Source organism: Streptomyces sp. NPDC093600 (assembly GCF_044764755.1).
GTDB lineage: Bacteria > Actinomycetota > Actinomycetes > Streptomycetales > Streptomycetaceae > Streptomyces.
This window is the reverse complement of the sequence record NZ_JBIWIU010000001.1, coordinates 322,711-338,631: the sequence shown is the minus strand read 5'-3', so window position 1 is coordinate 338,631 and position 15,921 is coordinate 322,711. Positions and strand designations below refer to the sequence as shown.

14 protein-coding genes are annotated in these 15,921 nt (G+C 69.6%); all 14 read right to left on the bottom strand.

The window, feature by feature from the left end:
• Positions 1–19: 19 nt before the first annotated feature.
• From nuoN to ACIRB4_RS01615, 14 genes are read right to left on the bottom strand one after another with little or no spacing between them, the layout of a single operon-like run.
• On the bottom strand, positions 20–1,681 hold the full coding sequence (gene nuoN, locus ACIRB4_RS01680) for an NADH-quinone oxidoreductase subunit NuoN (RefSeq protein WP_403287814.1): 1,662 nt from the start codon (positions 1,679–1,681) through the stop codon (positions 20–22).
• Complete coding sequence (locus tag ACIRB4_RS01675; protein ID WP_403287813.1) at positions 1,678–3,249, bottom strand: NADH-quinone oxidoreductase subunit M; 1,572 nt, start codon at positions 3,247–3,249, stop codon at positions 1,678–1,680. Before ACIRB4_RS01675 ends, nuoN begins: the two co-directional genes overlap by 4 nt.
• Before the next feature lie 5 nt (positions 3,250–3,254).
• Positions 3,255–5,195: an NADH-quinone oxidoreductase subunit L gene (gene nuoL / locus ACIRB4_RS01670; protein WP_403287812.1), complete on the bottom strand. Its 1,941-nt coding sequence runs from the start codon at positions 5,193–5,195 to the stop codon at positions 3,255–3,257.
• Positions 5,196–5,206: 11 nt separating this feature from the next.
• Entirely contained in the window at positions 5,207–5,506 is a 300-nt protein-coding gene (gene nuoK / locus ACIRB4_RS01665; RefSeq protein WP_403287811.1) for an NADH-quinone oxidoreductase subunit NuoK, read from the bottom strand.
• Positions 5,503–6,345 (bottom strand): NADH-quinone oxidoreductase subunit J, encoded by an 843-nt coding sequence (locus ACIRB4_RS01660; protein WP_403287810.1) that lies wholly within the window; start codon positions 6,343–6,345, stop codon positions 5,503–5,505. Before ACIRB4_RS01660 ends, nuoK begins: the two co-directional genes overlap by 4 nt.
• Complete coding sequence (gene nuoI / locus ACIRB4_RS01655) at positions 6,342–6,938, bottom strand: NADH-quinone oxidoreductase subunit NuoI (protein WP_403287808.1); 597 nt, start codon at positions 6,936–6,938, stop codon at positions 6,342–6,344. Before nuoI ends, ACIRB4_RS01660 begins: the two co-directional genes overlap by 4 nt.
• On the bottom strand, positions 6,913–8,274 hold the full coding sequence (gene nuoH / locus ACIRB4_RS01650; protein ID WP_403287807.1) for an NADH-quinone oxidoreductase subunit NuoH: 1,362 nt from the start codon (positions 8,272–8,274) through the stop codon (positions 6,913–6,915). The genes nuoI and nuoH overlap by 26 nt, the downstream gene beginning before the upstream one ends.
• Positions 8,271–10,748, bottom strand: a complete 2,478-nt coding sequence (locus tag ACIRB4_RS01645; protein ID WP_403287806.1) for an NADH-quinone oxidoreductase subunit G — start codon at positions 10,746–10,748, stop codon at positions 8,271–8,273. The genes nuoH and ACIRB4_RS01645 overlap by 4 nt, the downstream gene beginning before the upstream one ends.
• Positions 10,745–12,094 (bottom strand): NADH-quinone oxidoreductase subunit NuoF, encoded by a 1,350-nt coding sequence (nuoF, locus tag ACIRB4_RS01640; protein ID WP_403287805.1) that lies wholly within the window; start codon positions 12,092–12,094, stop codon positions 10,745–10,747. Before nuoF ends, ACIRB4_RS01645 begins: the two co-directional genes overlap by 4 nt.
• Positions 12,094–12,837, bottom strand: a complete 744-nt coding sequence (nuoE, locus tag ACIRB4_RS01635) for an NADH-quinone oxidoreductase subunit NuoE (protein WP_403287804.1) — start codon at positions 12,835–12,837, stop codon at positions 12,094–12,096. Before nuoE ends, nuoF begins: the two co-directional genes overlap by 1 nt.
• On the bottom strand, positions 12,834–14,156 hold the full coding sequence (locus tag ACIRB4_RS01630; RefSeq protein ID WP_403287803.1) for an NADH-quinone oxidoreductase subunit D: 1,323 nt from the start codon (positions 14,154–14,156) through the stop codon (positions 12,834–12,836). Before ACIRB4_RS01630 ends, nuoE begins: the two co-directional genes overlap by 4 nt.
• Positions 14,153–14,884: an NADH-quinone oxidoreductase subunit C gene (locus tag ACIRB4_RS01625; RefSeq protein ID WP_403287802.1), complete on the bottom strand. Its 732-nt coding sequence runs from the start codon at positions 14,882–14,884 to the stop codon at positions 14,153–14,155. The genes ACIRB4_RS01630 and ACIRB4_RS01625 overlap by 4 nt, the downstream gene beginning before the upstream one ends.
• Positions 14,881–15,435, bottom strand: coding sequence for an NADH-quinone oxidoreductase subunit B family protein (locus tag ACIRB4_RS01620; RefSeq protein WP_010041554.1), 555 nt, complete (start codon positions 15,433–15,435; stop codon positions 14,881–14,883). Before ACIRB4_RS01620 ends, ACIRB4_RS01625 begins: the two co-directional genes overlap by 4 nt.
• A gap of 17 nt (positions 15,436–15,452) precedes the next feature.
• Entirely contained in the window at positions 15,453–15,812 is a 360-nt protein-coding gene (locus tag ACIRB4_RS01615) for an NADH-quinone oxidoreductase subunit A (protein WP_007490928.1), read from the bottom strand.
• Positions 15,813–15,921 lie beyond the last annotated feature (109 nt).

Here is a 15,921-nt window from a genome sequence, read left to right as displayed (position 1 = left end):
GAGCGGTGTCGTCGACCGGCTAGCGGACGAACACGCTCGCCTGGTTCGCCAGGTCCAGGAAGTACTGCGGCGCGACGCCGAGCACCAGCGTCACCGCCACACCGGCCGTGATCGCGACCGTCGTGAAGCCCGACGGCACGGCGACCGTGGGGCCGTCGGCCTTCGGCTCGCTGAAGAACATCAGCACGATCACCCGGATGTAGAAGAACGCGGCGACCGCCGACGAGACCACGCCGACCACGACCAGCGCGCCCGCGCCGCCCTCCGCCGCCGCCTTGAAGACCGCGAACTTCCCGGCGAAGCCGGAGGTCAGCGGAATGCCGGCGAAGGCGAGCAGGAAGACCGCGAAGACGGCCGCAACCAGCGGCGAACGGCGCCCGAGCCCCGCCCACTTGGACAGGTGCGTCGCCTCACCGCCCGCGTCGCGGACCAGGGTGACCACGGCGAAGGCGCCGATCGTCACGAAGGAGTAGGCGCCGAGGTAGAACAGCACGGACGAGACGCCGGTGGGCGTGGCCGCGATGACACCGGCCAGGATGAACCCGGCGTGGGCGATCGAGGAGTACGCGAGGAGCCGCTTGATGTCGGTCTGGGTGATCGCGACGACCGCGCCGCCCAGCATGGTGACGATGGCGACGCCCCACATGACCGGCCGCCAGTCCCAGGTGAGGCCGGGCAGCACCACGTACAGCAGGCGCAGCATCGCGCCGAACGCGGCGACCTTCGTCGCGGCGGCCATGAAGCCGGTGACGGGGGTCGGCGCGCCCTGGTAGACGTCCGGGGTCCACATGTGGAACGGGACGGCGCCGACCTTGAACAGCAGCCCCATGAGGACCATGGCGAAGCCGATGAGCAGCAGGATGTCGTTGCCCATGGTGGCGGCGAGCGCCGGGTCGACCGAGGCGACCGTGCCGTCGACGACGTTCGCGATGGTGGCGTACGAGACGGAGCCGGCGTAGCCGTAGAGCAGGGCGATGCCGAAGAGCAGGAACGCCGAGGAGAAGGCGCCCAGGAGGAAGTACTTGACCGCGGCCTCCTGCGACATCAGCCGCTTGCGGCGGGCGATGGCGCACAGGAGGTAGAGCGGGAGGGAGAAGACCTCCAGGGCGATGAAGAGCGTCAGCAGGTCGTTGGCGGCCGGGAAGACCAGCATGCCCGCGACCGCGAACAGTGCCAGCGGGAACACCTCGGTGGTGGTGAACCCGGCCTTGACCGCCGCCCGTTCCTGCTCGCTGCCGGGGACGGCGGCGGCCTCGGCCGCGAAGGAGTCGACCTTGTGGCCGTGGTCGGCCGGGTCGAGCCTGCGCTCGGCGAAGGTGAAGACCGCGACGATCGAGGCGAGGAGAATGGTGCCCTGCAGGAAGAGCGCCGGGCCGTCGACGGCGATGGCCCCCATGGCGGCGATGTGCGCCTTGGTGGAGCCGTATCCGCCTGCCGCCAGGCCGACGATGGCGGCGAAGGCGACGGCCAGGGCCAGGACGCTGAGGAACACCTGGCTGTAATAGCGGGCCTTGCGGGGCACGAAGGCCTCGACGAGGACGCTGAGGACGGCGGCGCCGACCACGATGAGTACGGGCGAGAGCTGGACGTACTCGATGTGAGGGGCCGGGATCTTGTTCAACGGCTCGGCGGCCGTCGTCCACAGGCTGTGGACAGCTGGCGCGACGGCAGATGCGCTCACTTGGCCGCCTCCACTTCGGGTGCAGGGTCCTTCTGCTGGACGTCGGACATGGTGTGGGTGACGGCCGGGTTGACGATGTCGGTCAGCGGCTTCGGGAACACCCCGAGGAAGATCAGCAGGGCGATCAGCGGGGCGACGACGGCCAGTTCGCGCACCCGCAGGTCCGGCATGGTCCGGACCTCCTCCTTGACCGGGCCCGTCATCGTCCGCTGGTAGAGGACGAGGGTGTAGAGCGCGGCGAGGACGATGCCGGTGGTGGCGATGACGCCGGCCACCGGGTAGCGGGCGAACGTGCCGACGAGGACCAGGAACTCGCTGACGAAGGGCGCGAGGCCCGGCAGCGAGAGGGTGGCGAGCCCGCCGATCAGGAAGGTGCCGGCGAGCACCGGGGCGACCTTCTGCACACCGCCGTAGTCGGCGATGAGCCGCGAACCGCGCCGGGAGATCAGGAAGCCGGCGACCAGCATCAGCGCCGCAGTCGAGAGCCCGTGGTTGACCATGTAGAGCGTGGCACCGCTCTGGCCCTGGCTGGTCATCGCGAAGATGCCCATGATGATGAAGCCGAAGTGGGAGATCGAGGCGTACGCGACCAGGCGCTTGATGTCCCGCTGGCCGACGGCGAGCAGCGCGCCGTACACGATGCTGATCAGGGCAAGCGTGATGATCACCGGGGTCGCCCACTTCGACGCCTCGGGGAAGAGCCCGAGGCAGAAGCGGAGCATCGCGAAGGTGCCGACCTTGTCGACCACGGCGGTGATGAGGACGGCGACCGGGGCGGTCGCCTCCCCCATCGCGTTCGGCAGCCAGGTGTGCAGCGGCCACAGCGGCGCCTTCACCGCGAAGGCGAAGAAGAAGCCGAGGAAGAGCAGCCGCTCGGTGTTGGTCGCCATCTCCAGCCGGCCGCTGGCCCGCGCCTCCGCGATCTCCGTGAGGGAGAAGTTCCCCGCGACGACGTAGAGCCCGATGACGGCGGCGAGCATGATCAGTCCGCCGACCAGGTTGTACAGCAGGAACTTGACCGCCGCGTAGGAGCGCTGGGCGGCCGCATGCTCGTCGGAGCCCGCGTGCGCCCGGTCTCCGAAGCCGCCGATGAGGAAGTACATCGGGATGAGCATGGCTTCGAACAGGATGTAGAAGAGGAAGACGTCGGTGGCCTCGAAGGAGAGGATCACCATCGCCTCGACCATCAGGATCAGGGCGAAGAAGCCCTGCGTGGGCCGCCAGCGCGACGACTTCGTCTCCAGGGGGTCGGCGTCGTGCCAGCCGGCCAGGATCACGAAGGGGATCAGCAGCGCGGTGAGCGCGATCAGCGCCACCCCGATGCCGTCCACGCCCAGTTCGTAACGGACCCCGAAGTCCTTGATCCAGGAGTGCGATTCGACGAGCTGGTAGCGGTCGCCGCCCGGCTCGAAGCGGACCATGACGAGCGCGGCGAGCACGAGCGTGACCAGCGAGACCAGCAGCGCCAGCCACTTGGCCGCCGTACGGCGGGTCGCGGGCACGGCGGCGGTGAGGATCGCACCGACCGCCGGTACCGCCGCCGTCACTGTCAGAAGAGGGAAGGACATGAGAGTTACACCGCCCTCATCAGCAGGGTCGCGGCGATCAGCACCGCCGTACCTCCGAACATGGAGACCGCATACGAGCGGGCATAGCCGTTCTGCAGCTTGCGCAGCCGGCCGGACAGGCCGCCGACGGAGGCCGCGGTGCCGTTGACCACGCCGTCGACCAGGCTGTGGTCGACGTAGACGAGCGAGCGGGTGAGGTGCTCGCCACCGCGGACGAGGACGACGTGGTTGAAGTCGTCCTGGAGCAGGTCGCGGCGGGCGGCCCGGGTGAGCAGCGAGCCGCGCGGGGCGACCACCGGGACGGGCCTGCGCCCGTACTGGAGGTAGGCGATCGCGACACCGATCACCATGACGGCGACCGTGGCGGAGGTGATGGCTCCGGCGCTGATCGGCGGGTGTCCGTGCTCGAACTTCGTCACGGGCTCCAGCCACTTCACGAAGCGGTCGCCGATCCCGAACAGGGCGCCCGCGCCGACCGATCCGACGGCCAGCAGGATCATCGGGATCGTCATCGACTTCGGGGACTCGTGCGGGTGCGGCATCTCGCCGGGCTTCGCCTCGACGCCGGGCTCGACGCCGGGGGCCGTCGCCGGGTCGGGGGCGGGCTGCCAGCGCTTCTCACCGAAGAACGTCATGATCATCACGCGGGTCATGTAGTACGCGGTGATGGCCGCGCCCAGCAGAGCCACTCCGCCGAGGATCCAGCCCTCGGTGCCGCCCTTGGCGAAGGCGGCCTCGATGATCTTGTCCTTGGAGAAGAAGCCGGACAGGCCCGGGAAGCCGATGATCGCGAGATAGCCGAGACCGAAGGTGGCGAAGGTGACGGGCATGTACTTCCGCAGCCCGCCGTACTTGCGCATGTCCACCTCGTCGTTCATGCCGTGCATGACCGAACCGGCGCCGAGGAAGAGCCCGGCCTTGAAGAAGCCGTGCGTCACCAGGTGCATGATCGCGAAGGCGTAGCCGATGGGGCCGAGGCCGGCCGCCAGGATCATGTAGCCGATCTGCGACATCGTCGAGCCGGCCAGCGCCTTCTTGATGTCGTCCTTGGCGCAACCGACGATCGCACCGAAGAGGAGCGTGACCGCGCCGACCACGGTGACGGCGAGCTGCGCGTCGGGGGCGGCGTTGAAGATGTCGGCGGAGCGGACGATGAGATAGACACCGGCGGTGACCATCGTGGCCGCGTGGATGAGGGCCGAGACCGGGGTCGGGCCCTCCATCGCGTCCCCGAGCCAGGACTGCAGCGGCACCTGGGCCGACTTGCCGCAGGCGGCGAGGAGGAGCATCAGCCCGATCGCGGTCAGCGTGCCCTCGGAGGTCTCCCCCACCGAGGAGAGCACCGGCCCGAAGGCGAAGGTCCCGAAGGTGGTGAACATCAGCATGATGGCGATCGACAGACCGATGTCACCGACCCGGTTGACCAGGAACGCCTTCTTGGCGGCGGTCGCCGCGGTGGGCTTGTGCTGCCAGAAGCCGATCAGGAGGTACGAGGCGAGGCCGACGCCCTCCCAGCCGAAGTACAGCAGCAGGTAGTTGTCGGCGAGGACGAGCAGCAGCATCGCCGCGAGGAAGAGGTTCAGATAGCCGAAGAAGCGGCGGCGGCGCTCGTCGTGCTCCATGTAGCCGATGGAGTACACGTGGATGAGCGAGCCGACGCCGGTGATCAGCAGGACGAAGGTCATCGACAGCTGGTCGAGCTGGAAGGCGACGTCCGCCTGGAAGCCCTCGACGGGGACCCAGCTGAACAGCCGCTGGTGCAGGGCCCGGTCCTCGGCGCCCTTGCCCAGCATGTCGGTGAACAGGACGGCGCCGATGACGAAGGAGGCGGCCGCGAGGAGCGTGCCGAGCCAGTGCCCGGCCTTGTCCAGGCGGCGGCCGCCGCACAGCAGGACGACCGCTCCCAGCAGGGGCGCCGCGACCAGCAGCGCAATCAGATTCTGCACGTTTCAGCCCCTCACAGCTTCATCAGGCTGGCGTCGTCGACCGAGGCCGAGTGGCGGGAACGGAAGAGCGACACGATGATCGCGAGCCCGACCACGACCTCCGCGGCGGCGACGACCATCGTGAAGAAGGCGATGATCTGGCCGTCGAGATTGCCGTGCATACGGGAGAAGGCGACGAACGCGAGGTTGCAGGCGTTGAGCATCAGCTCGACGCACATGAAGACCACGATCGCGTTGCGCCGGATCAGTACTCCGGCCGCGCCGATGGTGAACAACAGGGCGGCGAGATACAGGTAGTAGACGGGGTTCACCGCGTGGCCTCCTCATCGTCCCGGTCCCGGCCCAGCCGCTCCTCGGCGCGCTGTTCGAGCGCCTTGAGGTCGGCCAGCGCCTCGGTGGACACGTCGCGGATCTGACCGCGCTTGCGCAGGGTCTGCATCACGGTCAGTTCGGCGGGGGTGCCGTCCGGCAGGAGACCGGGGATGTCCACGGCGTTGTGCCGGGCGTAGACACCGGGCGCCGGCAGCGGCGGTACGTGCTTGCCCTCGCGCACCCGCTGCTCGGCGAGCTCCCGCTGGGTGCGGGCCTTCTCGGTGCGCTCGCGGTGGGTGAGGACCATCGCTCCGACGGCCGCGGTGATGAGCAGCGCGCCGGTGATCTCGAAGGCGAAGACGTACTTGGTGAAGATGAGGGCGGCGATGCCCTCGACGTTCCCGCCATGGGCGCTGTTGGCCGGGCCGAGTCCGTTGAACTCGGTGAGCGAGGCACGGCCGATCCCGGCGATCAGCAGGACGCCGAAGCCGAGCCCGCAGGCGACGGCCCACCAGCGCTGCCCCCTGATGGTCTCCTTCAGCGAGTCGGCGGCCGTGACACCGACCAGCATGACGACGAAGAGGAAGAGCATCATGATCGCGCCGGTGTAGACGACGATCTGGACGATGCCGAGGAAGTACGCGCCGTTGGCGAGGTAGAAGACCGCCAGGACGATCATCGTGCCGGCCAGGCACAACGCGCTGTGCACGGCCTTCTTCATCAGGATCGTGCACAGGGCGCCGATGACGGCGACCGTGCCGAGGACCCAGAACTGGAAGGCCTCGCCGCCGGAGGTGGTGTACGCCGCCAGGGTCGTGGCCGCGAGGTCGGCGCTCATGCGTCCACCTCTTCCGGCTCGCCCTTCTCCCCCTTGGACGTGGCGACCTGCCGGACCGTGCCGGGCGCGGCCTCGGTGACCAGACCGCGGTAGTAGTCCTGCTCGTCCATGCCGGGGTAGATGGCGTGCGGGGTGTCGACCATGTCCTCCTCAAGACCGGCGAGCAGCTGCTCCTTGGTGTAGATGAGGTTCTCGCGGGAGGAGTCGGCCAGTTCGAACTCGTTGGTCATCGTCAGCGCCCGGGTCGGGCAGGCCTCGATGCACAGGCCGCACAGGATGCAGCGGGCGTAGTTGATCTGGTAGACCGCGCCGTACCGCTCGCCCGGGGAGTAGCGCTCCTCGTCGGTGTTGTCGGCGCCCTCCACATAGATGGCGTCGGCGGGGCAGGCCCAGGCGCACAGCTCGCAGCCCACGCACTTCTCAAGACCGTCCGGATGACGGTTGAGCTGGTGCCGGCCGTGGAAGCGCGGCGCCGTCGTCTTCTGCTGCTCCGGGTACTGCTCGGTCAGCCGCTTCTTGAACATGGCCTTGAAGGTCACGCCGAAGCCGGCCACCGGATTCTGGAAATCAGACACCGTCCGTCTCCTTTCCATCACTCGCAGTAGCAGTATCGGAGGTGCCACTGACAACCAGCTCCGCCTCGTGGCGGGGCCGGCGCCGGGGCACCGGCGGCAGGGACTGTCCTGGCTTGGGCGGTACGGGGAATCCGCCGGCCATCGGGTCGAACGGCTCCTCGGGAGCGGCCGCCCCGGCCTCGCTCTTCGCCTTCCTGTCGCGGAACATGTCGGCGATGAAGGAGAGCAGCAGCACGGCGAGGACGGCGCCCGCGACGTAGAGCACGATCGTCTGGAAGTCGTAGTTCGCGTTGCGCAGCGCCCGGACGGTGGCGACCAGCATCAGCCAGACCACCGAGACGGGGATGAGGACCTTCCAACCGAGCTTCATCAGCTGGTCGTAGCGGACGCGGGGCAGCGTGCCGCGCAGCCAGATGAAGAAGAACAGCAGCAGCTGCACCTTGAGGACGAACCAGAGCATCGGCCACCAGCCGTGGTTCGCGCCCTCCCAGAAGGTGGAGACCGGGTACGGGGCGCGCCAGCCGCCCAGGAAGAGCGTCACCGACACGGCCGAGACCGTCACCATGTTCACGTACTCGGCGAGCATGAACATCGCGAACTTGATGGAGCTGTACTCGGTGTTGAAACCGCCGACCAGGTCGCCCTCGGACTCCGGCATGTCGAACGGGGCGCGGTTGGTCTCGCCGACCATCGTGACCACGTAGATGATGAAGGAGACCGGCAGCAGGATGATGAACCAGCGGTCCGCCTGCGCCTCGACGATCGCCGACGTCGACATCGACCCGGAGTAGAGGAAGACGGAGGCGAACGCGGCGCCCATCGCGATCTCGTAGGAGATCATCTGCGCGCAGGAGCGCAGCCCGCCGAGGAGCGGGTACGTGGAGCCGGAGGACCAGCCGGCGAGGACGATGCCGTAGATGCCGACGGACGCGATGGCCAGGACGTACAGCATGGCGATCGGCAGGTCGGTGAGCTGCATCGTGGTGCGGTGGCCGAAGATCGAGACCTCGTTGCCGGCCGGGCCGAAGGGGATCACGGCGATCGCCATGAACGCCGGGGCCGCGGCGATGATCGGCGCGAGGATGTAGACGACCTTGTCGGCGCGCTTGACGACGACGTCCTCCTTCAGCATCAGCTTGATGCCGTCCGCGAGGGACTGGAGGAGGCCCCAGGGGCCGTGCCGGTTGGGGCCGACGCGCAGCTGCATCCAGGCGACGACCTTGCGCTCCCACACGATGGAGAAGAGCACGGTGATCATCAGGAAGGCGAAGCAGAAGACGGCCTTGATCAGCACCAGCCACCAGGGGTCGGTGCCGAACATGGACAGGTCCTCGGCAGCGAGCGGCGTGGTCATGCCTGCACCTCCGTGGAAGCCGCGGGGCCGATGCGGACCAGGTCACCCGGGCGGGCGCCGGTGTCGGAGAGGACGCCGCCGCCGGCCGAGTTGAGCGGCAGCCAGACCACCCGGTCGGGCATCTCGGTGACCTGGAGCGGCAGCCGGACGGTGCCCGCCGGGCCGGTCACGGCGAGGACGTCGCCGTCCTTGACGCCGGTCTCGGCCGCGGTGGCCGCCGAGAGCCGGGCGGGCGCCGCGTGCCGGGTGCCCGCCAGGGCCGCGTCGCCCTCCTGGAGCCTGCCCAGGTCGAGCAGGAGCCGGTGCCCGGCGAGGACCGCCTCGCCCTCGCCCGGCCGGGGCGCGGGCTGCGCGGGCTCGACGGGCTCGGTCGCCCGCTCGCCGGTCCAGCCGCCGAGCCGGTCCATCTCAAGGCGCACGGACCGCAGATCGGGCAGGGCCAGATGCGCGTCGAGGGCGTCGGCGAGCATGTGGAGCACGCGCGCGTCGGCGGGTGCCAGGCGCCGGGTCATCTGCTCGGGCTTGAGCGCGGCCTCGAAGAGGCGCGCCCTGCCCTCCCAGTTGAGGAAGGTGCCGGCCTTCTCGGCCACGGCGGCGACCGGGAGGACCACGTCGGCCCGGTCGGTGACCTCGCTCGGCCGCAGCTCCAGGGAGACCACGAAGGCCGCGTCGAGGGCTTCACGCGCGCGTGCCGGGTCGGGCAGGTCGCGGACCTCGACGCCGCCGACGAGCAGCGCGCCGAGTTCGCCGGTTGCGGCGGCCTCCACGATCTGGCCGGTGTCGCGGCCGTAGCCGTGCGGGAGTTCGCGTACGCCCCAGGCGACCGCGACCTCCTCACGCGCGCGGGGGTCGGTCGCGGGGCGGCCACCGGGCAGCAGGGTGGGGATCGCGCCGGCTTCGAGCGCGCCGCGCTCGCCCGCCCGGCGCGGGATCCACACGAGCCGGGCGCCGGTCGCCGTCGCGGTCCGGACCGCCGCGGTGAGCGCGCCCGGCACGGCGGCGAGGCGTTCGCCGACCACGATGACCGCGCCGTCCCGCCGCAGCGCCTCGGCCGCCTCCGTACCGGCCGTGTCGAGGCCGGCCCCGGTCGTGAGGGCGTCCAGCCACTCGGTCTCGGTGCCGGGCGCGGCCGGCAGCAGTGTGCCGCCCGCCTTCACCAGGCCCCGCGTGGCGTACGAGGCGAGGGCGTAGGTCTTCTGGCCCTTCTTCCGCCACGCCTTGCGCAGCCGCAGGAAGACGCCGGGGGCCTCCTCCTCGGCCTCGATGCCGACGAGCAGCACGGCCGGCGCGGCCTCCAGGGAGGTGTACGTGACGCCGCTGCCGTCCAGGTCGCGTCCGCGCCCGGCGACGGTGGAGGCGAGGAAGTCGGCCTCCTCGCTGGAGTGGACGCGGGCCCGGAAGTCGACGTCGTTGGTGTGGAGGGCGACCCGGGCGAACTTGGCGTACGCGTAGGCGTCCTCGACGGTCAGCCGCCCGCCGGCCAGGACGCCGGTGCGGCCGGGCACGAGCCCGCGGGCCGCCGCCTCCAGGGCCTCGGGCCACGACGCCGGTTCGAGGACCCCCTCGGCGTTGCGGACCAGCGGGGTGGTGATCCGGTCACGCTGCTGGGCGTACCGGAACGCGAACCGCCCCTTGTCGCACACCCACTCCTCGTTGACCTCCGGGTCCTCGGCGGCGAGCCGTCGCATGACCTTGCCGCGCCGGTGGTCGGTGCGCGTGGCGCAGCCGCCCGCGCAGTGCTCGCAGACGCTCGGGGAGGACACCAGGTCGAAGGGGCGGGCGCGGAACCGGTAGGCCGCCGAGGTGAGGGCGCCGACCGGGCAGATCTGGATGGTGTTGCCGGAGAAGTACGACTCGAAGGGGTCGCCCTCGCCGGTGCCGACCTGCTGGAGGGCGCCGCGCTCGATCAGCTCGATCATCGGGTCGCCGGCGACCTGGTTGGAGAAGCGGGTGCAGCGGGCGCAGAGCACGCACCGCTCGCGGTCGAGCAGCACCTGGGGGGAGATCGGTACCGGCTTCTCGAAGGTCCGCTTCTTGCCGTCGAAGCGGGACTCGGCCTGCCCGTGGGACAGCGCCTGGTTCTGCAGCGGGCACTCGCCGCCCTTGTCGCAGACCGGGCAGTCCAGCGGGTGGTTGATGAGCAGCAGCTCCATCACGCCGTGCTGGGCCTTCTCGGCGACCGGGCTGGTCAGCTGCGACCGCACCACCATGCCGTCGGTGCAGGTGATGGTGCAGGACGCCATCGGCTTGCGCTGGCCCTCGACCTCGACGATGCACTGCCGGCAGGCGCCGGCCGGGTCGAGGAGCGGGTGGTCGCAGAAGCGGGGGATCTCGATGCCGAGCTGTTCGGCGGCGCGGATGACCAGCGTCCCCTTGGGGACGGAGATCTCGGCGCCGTCGATGGTCAGCGTCACGAGGTCCTCGGGTGGCACGGCCGCGCCGCCGCCCGCGGGGGAGGACGTGGTGACGGTCATGCGGTCACCTCCTTGTGGTGGTCCGCCCAGGCGGTCGACTTGGCCGGGTCGAAGGGGCAGCCCCGGCCGGTGATGTGCTGCTCGTACTCCTCGCGGAAGTACTTCAGGGAGGAGAAGATCGGGGAGGCGGCGCCGTCACCGAGCGCGCAGAACGACTTGCCGTTGATGTTGTCGGCGATGTCGTTCAGCTTGTCGAGGTCGGACATCGCGCCCTTGCCCGCCTCGATGTCGCGGAGCAACTGGACGAGCCAGTAGGTGCCTTCCCGGCACGGCGTGCACTTGCCGCAGGACTCGTGGGCATAGAACTCGGTCCACCGGGTCACCGCGCGCACGACGCACGTGGTCTCGTCGAAGCACTGGAGCGCCTTGGTGCCGAGCATCGAGCCGGCCGCGCCGACGCCTTCGTAGTCCAGCGGCACGTCGAGGTGCTCGTCGGTGAACATCGGGGTGGAGGAGCCGCCGGGGGTCCAGAACTTCAGCCGGTGCCCGGGGCGCATCCCGCCGCTCATGTCGAGGAGCTGGCGCAGCGTGATGCCGAGGGGGGCCTCGTACTGGCCGGGCGAGGCGACGTGCCCGCTGAGCGAGTAGAGCGTGAAGCCGGGTGACTTCTCGCTGCCCATCGACTTGAACCAGTCCTTGCCCCGGTTGAGGATCGCGGGAACGGACGCGATGGACTCGACGTTGTTCACCACGGTGGGGCAGGCGTACAGACCGGCGACCGCGGGGAAGGGGGGACGCAGCCTCGGCTGGCCGCGCCGCCCTTCGAGGGAGTCGAGCAGGGCGGTCTCCTCGCCGCAGATGTAGGCGCCGGCGCCCGCGTGCACGGTGAGTTCGAGGTTCAGTCCGCTGCCGAGGATGTTCTCGCCGAGGTAGCCGGCCTCGTAGGCCTCGCGCACGGCCTCGTGCACCCGGCGCAGGACGGGGACGACCTCGCCGCGCAGATAGATGAAGGCGTGGTTCGACCGGATCGCGTAGCAGGCGATCACGATGCCCTCGATGAGCGAGTGCGGGTTGGCGAAGAGGAGCGGGATGTCCTTGCAGGTCCCCGGCTCGGACTCGTCGGCGTTGACGACGAGGTAGTGCGGCTTGCCGTCGCCCTGCGGGATGAACTGCCACTTCATTCCGGTGGGGAAGCCGGCGCCGCCGCGGCCGCGGAGGCCGGAGTCCTTGACGTACGCGATGAGGTCGTCGGGCGACATCGCGAGGGCCTTCTTCAGCCCTTCGTACCCCTCGTGCCTCTTGTACGTGTCCAGGGTCCAGGAGTTGGGCTGGTCCCAGAACGCCGAAAGGACGGGCGCGAGAAGCTTCTCGGGGCTGCTGTGGTCGATCTCGGCTGCCAAGGTCATCACTCCCCCTCCCCACTGGCCGTTTCGCCGCGCGGGTGGACGATCTTGTGGTGCGGAATCTCGCCCTTGGCCAGGCGCAGTCCGACGAGCGAGGCCGGGCCGGCCCCTCCGGTGGCCTCGACGGCGCCCTCACGCTCGTCGGGGAAGCCGGCCAGGATGCGGGCGGTCTCCTTGAACGTGCACAGCGGGGCGCCACGAGTCGGCTCGACCGGACGGCCGGCTCGCAGGTCGTCGACCATGCGCTTGGCCGACTCGGGCGTCTGGTTGTCGAAGAACTCCCAGTTGACCATCACCACGGGCGCGAAGTCGCAGGCGGCGTTGCACTCGATGTGCTCCAGGGTGATCTTGCCGTCGTCGGTCGTGCCCTGGTTGTCGACTCCGAGGTGCTGCTTCAGCTCCTCGAAGATCGCGTCGCCGCCCATGACCGCGCAGAGCGTGTTGGTACACACCCCGACCTGGTAGTCGCCGGACGGCCGGCGGCGGTACATCGAGTAGAAGGTGGCCACCGCGGTGACCTCGGCCGTGGTCAGGTCGAGGAGCTCGGCGCAGAACCGCATGCCGGTACGGGTGACGTGGCCCTCCTCCGACTGCACGAGGTGCAGCATCGGCAGGAGCGCGGAGCGGGACCCCGGGTAGCGGGCGATGATCTCCTTGGCGTCCGCCTCCAGCCGGGCGCGGACCTCGGCCGGGTAGTCGGGGGCGGGGAGCTGGGGCATCCCGAGACTCGTGTGTCCGTCCGTCATCGGTCGACGCCTCCCATCACGGGGTCGATGGAGGCGACGGCGACGATGACGTCGGCGACCTGGCCGCCCTCGCACATCGCCGCCATGGCCTGCAGGTTGGTGAAGGACGGGTCGCGGAAGTGGACCCGGTAGGGGCGGGTGCCGCCGTCGCTGACGACGTGCGCGCCCAGCTCGCCCTTGGGCGACTCGACGGCGGCGTAGGCCTGTCCGGCGGGGACCCGGAAGCCCTCGGTGACCAGCTTGAAGTGGTGGATCAGGGCCTCCATGGAGGTGCCCATGATCTTCTTGATGTGGTCGAGGGAGTTGCCGAGGCCGTCGGGGCCGAGCGCGAGCTGCGCGGGCCAGGCGATCTTCTTGTCGCCGACCATGACCGGGCCCGGCGCCAGGCGGTCCAGGCACTGCTCGACGATCCGCAGCGACTGCCGCATCTCTTCGAGGCGGATCAGGAAGCGGCCGTACGAGTCGCAGGAGTCGGCAGTCGGGATGTCGAAGTCGTAGTTCTCGTATCCGCAGTACGGGTCGGTCTTGCGCAGGTCGTGCGGGAGGCCCGCCGAGCGCAGGATCGGTCCGGTGGCGCCGAGCGCCATGCAGCCGGTCAGGTCGAGGTAGCCGACGTCCTGCATGCGGGCCTTGAAGATCGGGTTGCCGGTGGCGAGCTTGTCGTACTCCGGCAGGTTCTTCTTCATGGTCTTCACGAACTCGCGCACGGCGTCGACCGCGCCCGGCGGGAGGTCCTGGGCGAGGCCGCCGGGGCGGATGAACGCGTGGTTCATGCGCAGGCCGGTGATCAGTTCGTACAGGTCCAGGATCATCTCGCGGTCCCGGAAGCCGTAGATCATGATCGTGGTCGCGCCGAGCTCCATGCCGCCGGTGGCGATGCACACCAGGTGCGAGGAGAGCCGGTTGAGCTCCATCAGCAGGACGCGGATGACGCTGGCCCGGTCCGGGATCTGGTCGGTGATGCCGAGCAGCTTCTCGACGCCCAGGCAGTACGCCGTCTCGTTGTAGAACGAGGTGAGGTAGTCCATGCGCGTGACGAAGGTCGTGCCCTGCGTCCAGGTCCGGTACTCGAGGTTCTTCTCGATGCCGGTGTGGAGATAGCCGATGCCGCAGCGGGCCTCGGTGACCGTCTCGCCGTCGATCTCCAGGATCAGCCGGAGCACGCCGTGCGTCGACGGGTGCTGCGGACCCATGTTGACGACGATCCGCTCGTCGTCGGCCTTCGCGGCGGACTGGACGACCTCGTCCCAGTCGCCGCCGGTGACCGTGTAGACGGTGCCTTCCGTGGTCTCCCGGGGGGAGGCAGAGGGAGTGTTCACGAGTACGACCTCCGCTGGTCCGGAGCCGGGATCTGGGCGCCCTTGTACTCGACGGGGATTCCGCCGAGGGGGTAGTCCTTGCGCTGCGGGAAGCCCTGCCAGTCGTCCGGCATCATGATCCGGGTGAGGGCGGGGTGGCCGTCGAAGACGATGCCGAAGAAGTCGTACGTCTCGCGCTCGTGCCAGTCGTTGGTCGGGTAGACCTCGACGAGCGACGGGATGTGCGGGTCGGCGTCGGGTGCGGCGACCTCCAGCCGGATCAGCCGGCCGTGGGTGAGCGAACGCAGGTGGTAGACGGCGTGCAGCTCGCGGCCCTTGTCGCCCGGGTAGTGCACGCCGGAGACGCCCGTGCAGAGCTCGAAGCGCAGGGCGGGGTCGTCGCGGAGCGTGCGGGCGACGCGGAGGAGATGCTCGCGGGCGATGTGGAAGGTCAGCTCGCCGCGGTCGACCACCGTCTTCTCGATGGCGTTCTCCGGAAGGAGCCCCTGCTCGTCGAGGGCGCCCTCCAGCTCGTCGGCGACCTCGTCGAACCATCCGCCGTACGGGCGGGCGGCCGGGCCGGGCAGCCGGATGGAGCGGACGAGACCGCCGTAGCCGCTGGTGTCGGCGCCGCTCTGGGCACCGAACATCCCGCGCTGGACCCGGACCTCCTCGCCGTGGTCCCCGCGCTGCCCCGGCAGGTTCTGCGCGCTGAGCTCCTTGTCGGGATTGGGTGTCTCGTCACTCAACGGAGCAGACCCTTCATCTCGATCGTCGGCAGCGCCTTGAGCGCCGCCTCCTCCGCCTCGCGGGCCGCTTCCTCCGCGTTCACGCCCAGCTTGGAGGTCTGGATCTTCTGGTGGAGCTTGAGGATCGCGTCCATCAGCATCTCCGGGCGCGGCGGGCAGCCCGGCAAATAGATGTCAACCGGCACAATGTGATCAACGCCCTGCACAATCGCGTAATTGTTGAACATTCCGCCCGAAGACGCGCACACCCCCATGGAGATGACCCACTTGGGGTTCGGCATCTGGTCATAGACCTGCCGCAGGACGGGCGCCATCTTCTGGCTGACCCGGCCGGCCACGATCATCAGGTCGGCCTGGCGCGGCGAGCCGCGGAAGACCTCCATGCCGAACCGCGCCAGGTCGTAGCGGCCGGCGCCGGTCGTCATCATCTCGATGGCGCAGCAGGCCAGGCCGAAGGTCGCCGGGAAGACGGACGACTTGCGCACCCAGCCCGCGGCCTGTTCGACCGTCGTCAGCAGGAATCCGCTCGGCAGCTTCTCTTCGAGTCCCATAGGTGCCCCTCAGCCCCTCAGTCCCATTCCAGGCCGCCGCGCCGCCACACATAGGCGTAGGCGACGAAGACGGTGAGCACGAAGAGCAGCATCTCCACGAGCCCGAAAAGCCCCAGGGCGTCGAAGGTGACGGCCCAGGGATAGAGGAAGACGATCTCGATGTCGAAAATGATGAAGAGCATCGCCGTCAGGTAGTACTTGATCGGGAAGCGGCCACCTCCGGCCGGAGTGGGCGTCGGTTCGATGCCGCACTCGTACGCCTCAAGCTTCGCCCTGTTGTACCGCTTTGGGCCGATTAGCGTGGCCATGACCACGGAGAAGATCGCAAACCCTGCCCCGAGGGCGCCGAGCACGAGGATGGGCGCGTACGCATTCACGCTCCTCGCTCCTTCCAGTCGTCCTTGACCGTTGGACCGCAGCGGGCATTCGTCTCGCCGCCTCGAAGATCGCGTACATGTGAGGCAGTTCACAAGCCCGTTTGCCACG

Coding starts and splice junctions, on each gene's coding strand:
- nuoF (WP_403287805.1), bottom strand. CDS start 12,094: ATGACCTTGGCAGCCGAGATCGACCACAGCAGCCCCGAGAAGCTTCTC.
- ACIRB4_RS01645 (WP_403287806.1), bottom strand. CDS start 10,748: ATGACCGTCACCACGTCCTCCCCCGCGGGCGGCGGCGCGGCCGTGCCA.
- ACIRB4_RS01660 (WP_403287810.1), bottom strand. CDS start 6,345: ATGAGCGCCGACCTCGCGGCCACGACCCTGGCGGCGTACACCACCTCC.
- ACIRB4_RS01675 (WP_403287813.1), bottom strand. CDS start 3,249: ATGTCCTTCCCTCTTCTGACAGTGACGGCGGCGGTACCGGCGGTCGGT.
- nuoI (WP_403287808.1), bottom strand. CDS start 6,938: ATGGAAAGGAGACGGACGGTGTCTGATTTCCAGAATCCGGTGGCCGGC.
- nuoH (WP_403287807.1), bottom strand. CDS start 8,274: ATGACCACGCCGCTCGCTGCCGAGGACCTGTCCATGTTCGGCACCGAC.
- nuoE (WP_403287804.1), bottom strand. CDS start 12,837: ATGACGGACGGACACACGAGTCTCGGGATGCCCCAGCTCCCCGCCCCC.
- ACIRB4_RS01620 (WP_010041554.1), bottom strand. CDS start 15,435: ATGGGACTCGAAGAGAAGCTGCCGAGCGGATTCCTGCTGACGACGGTC.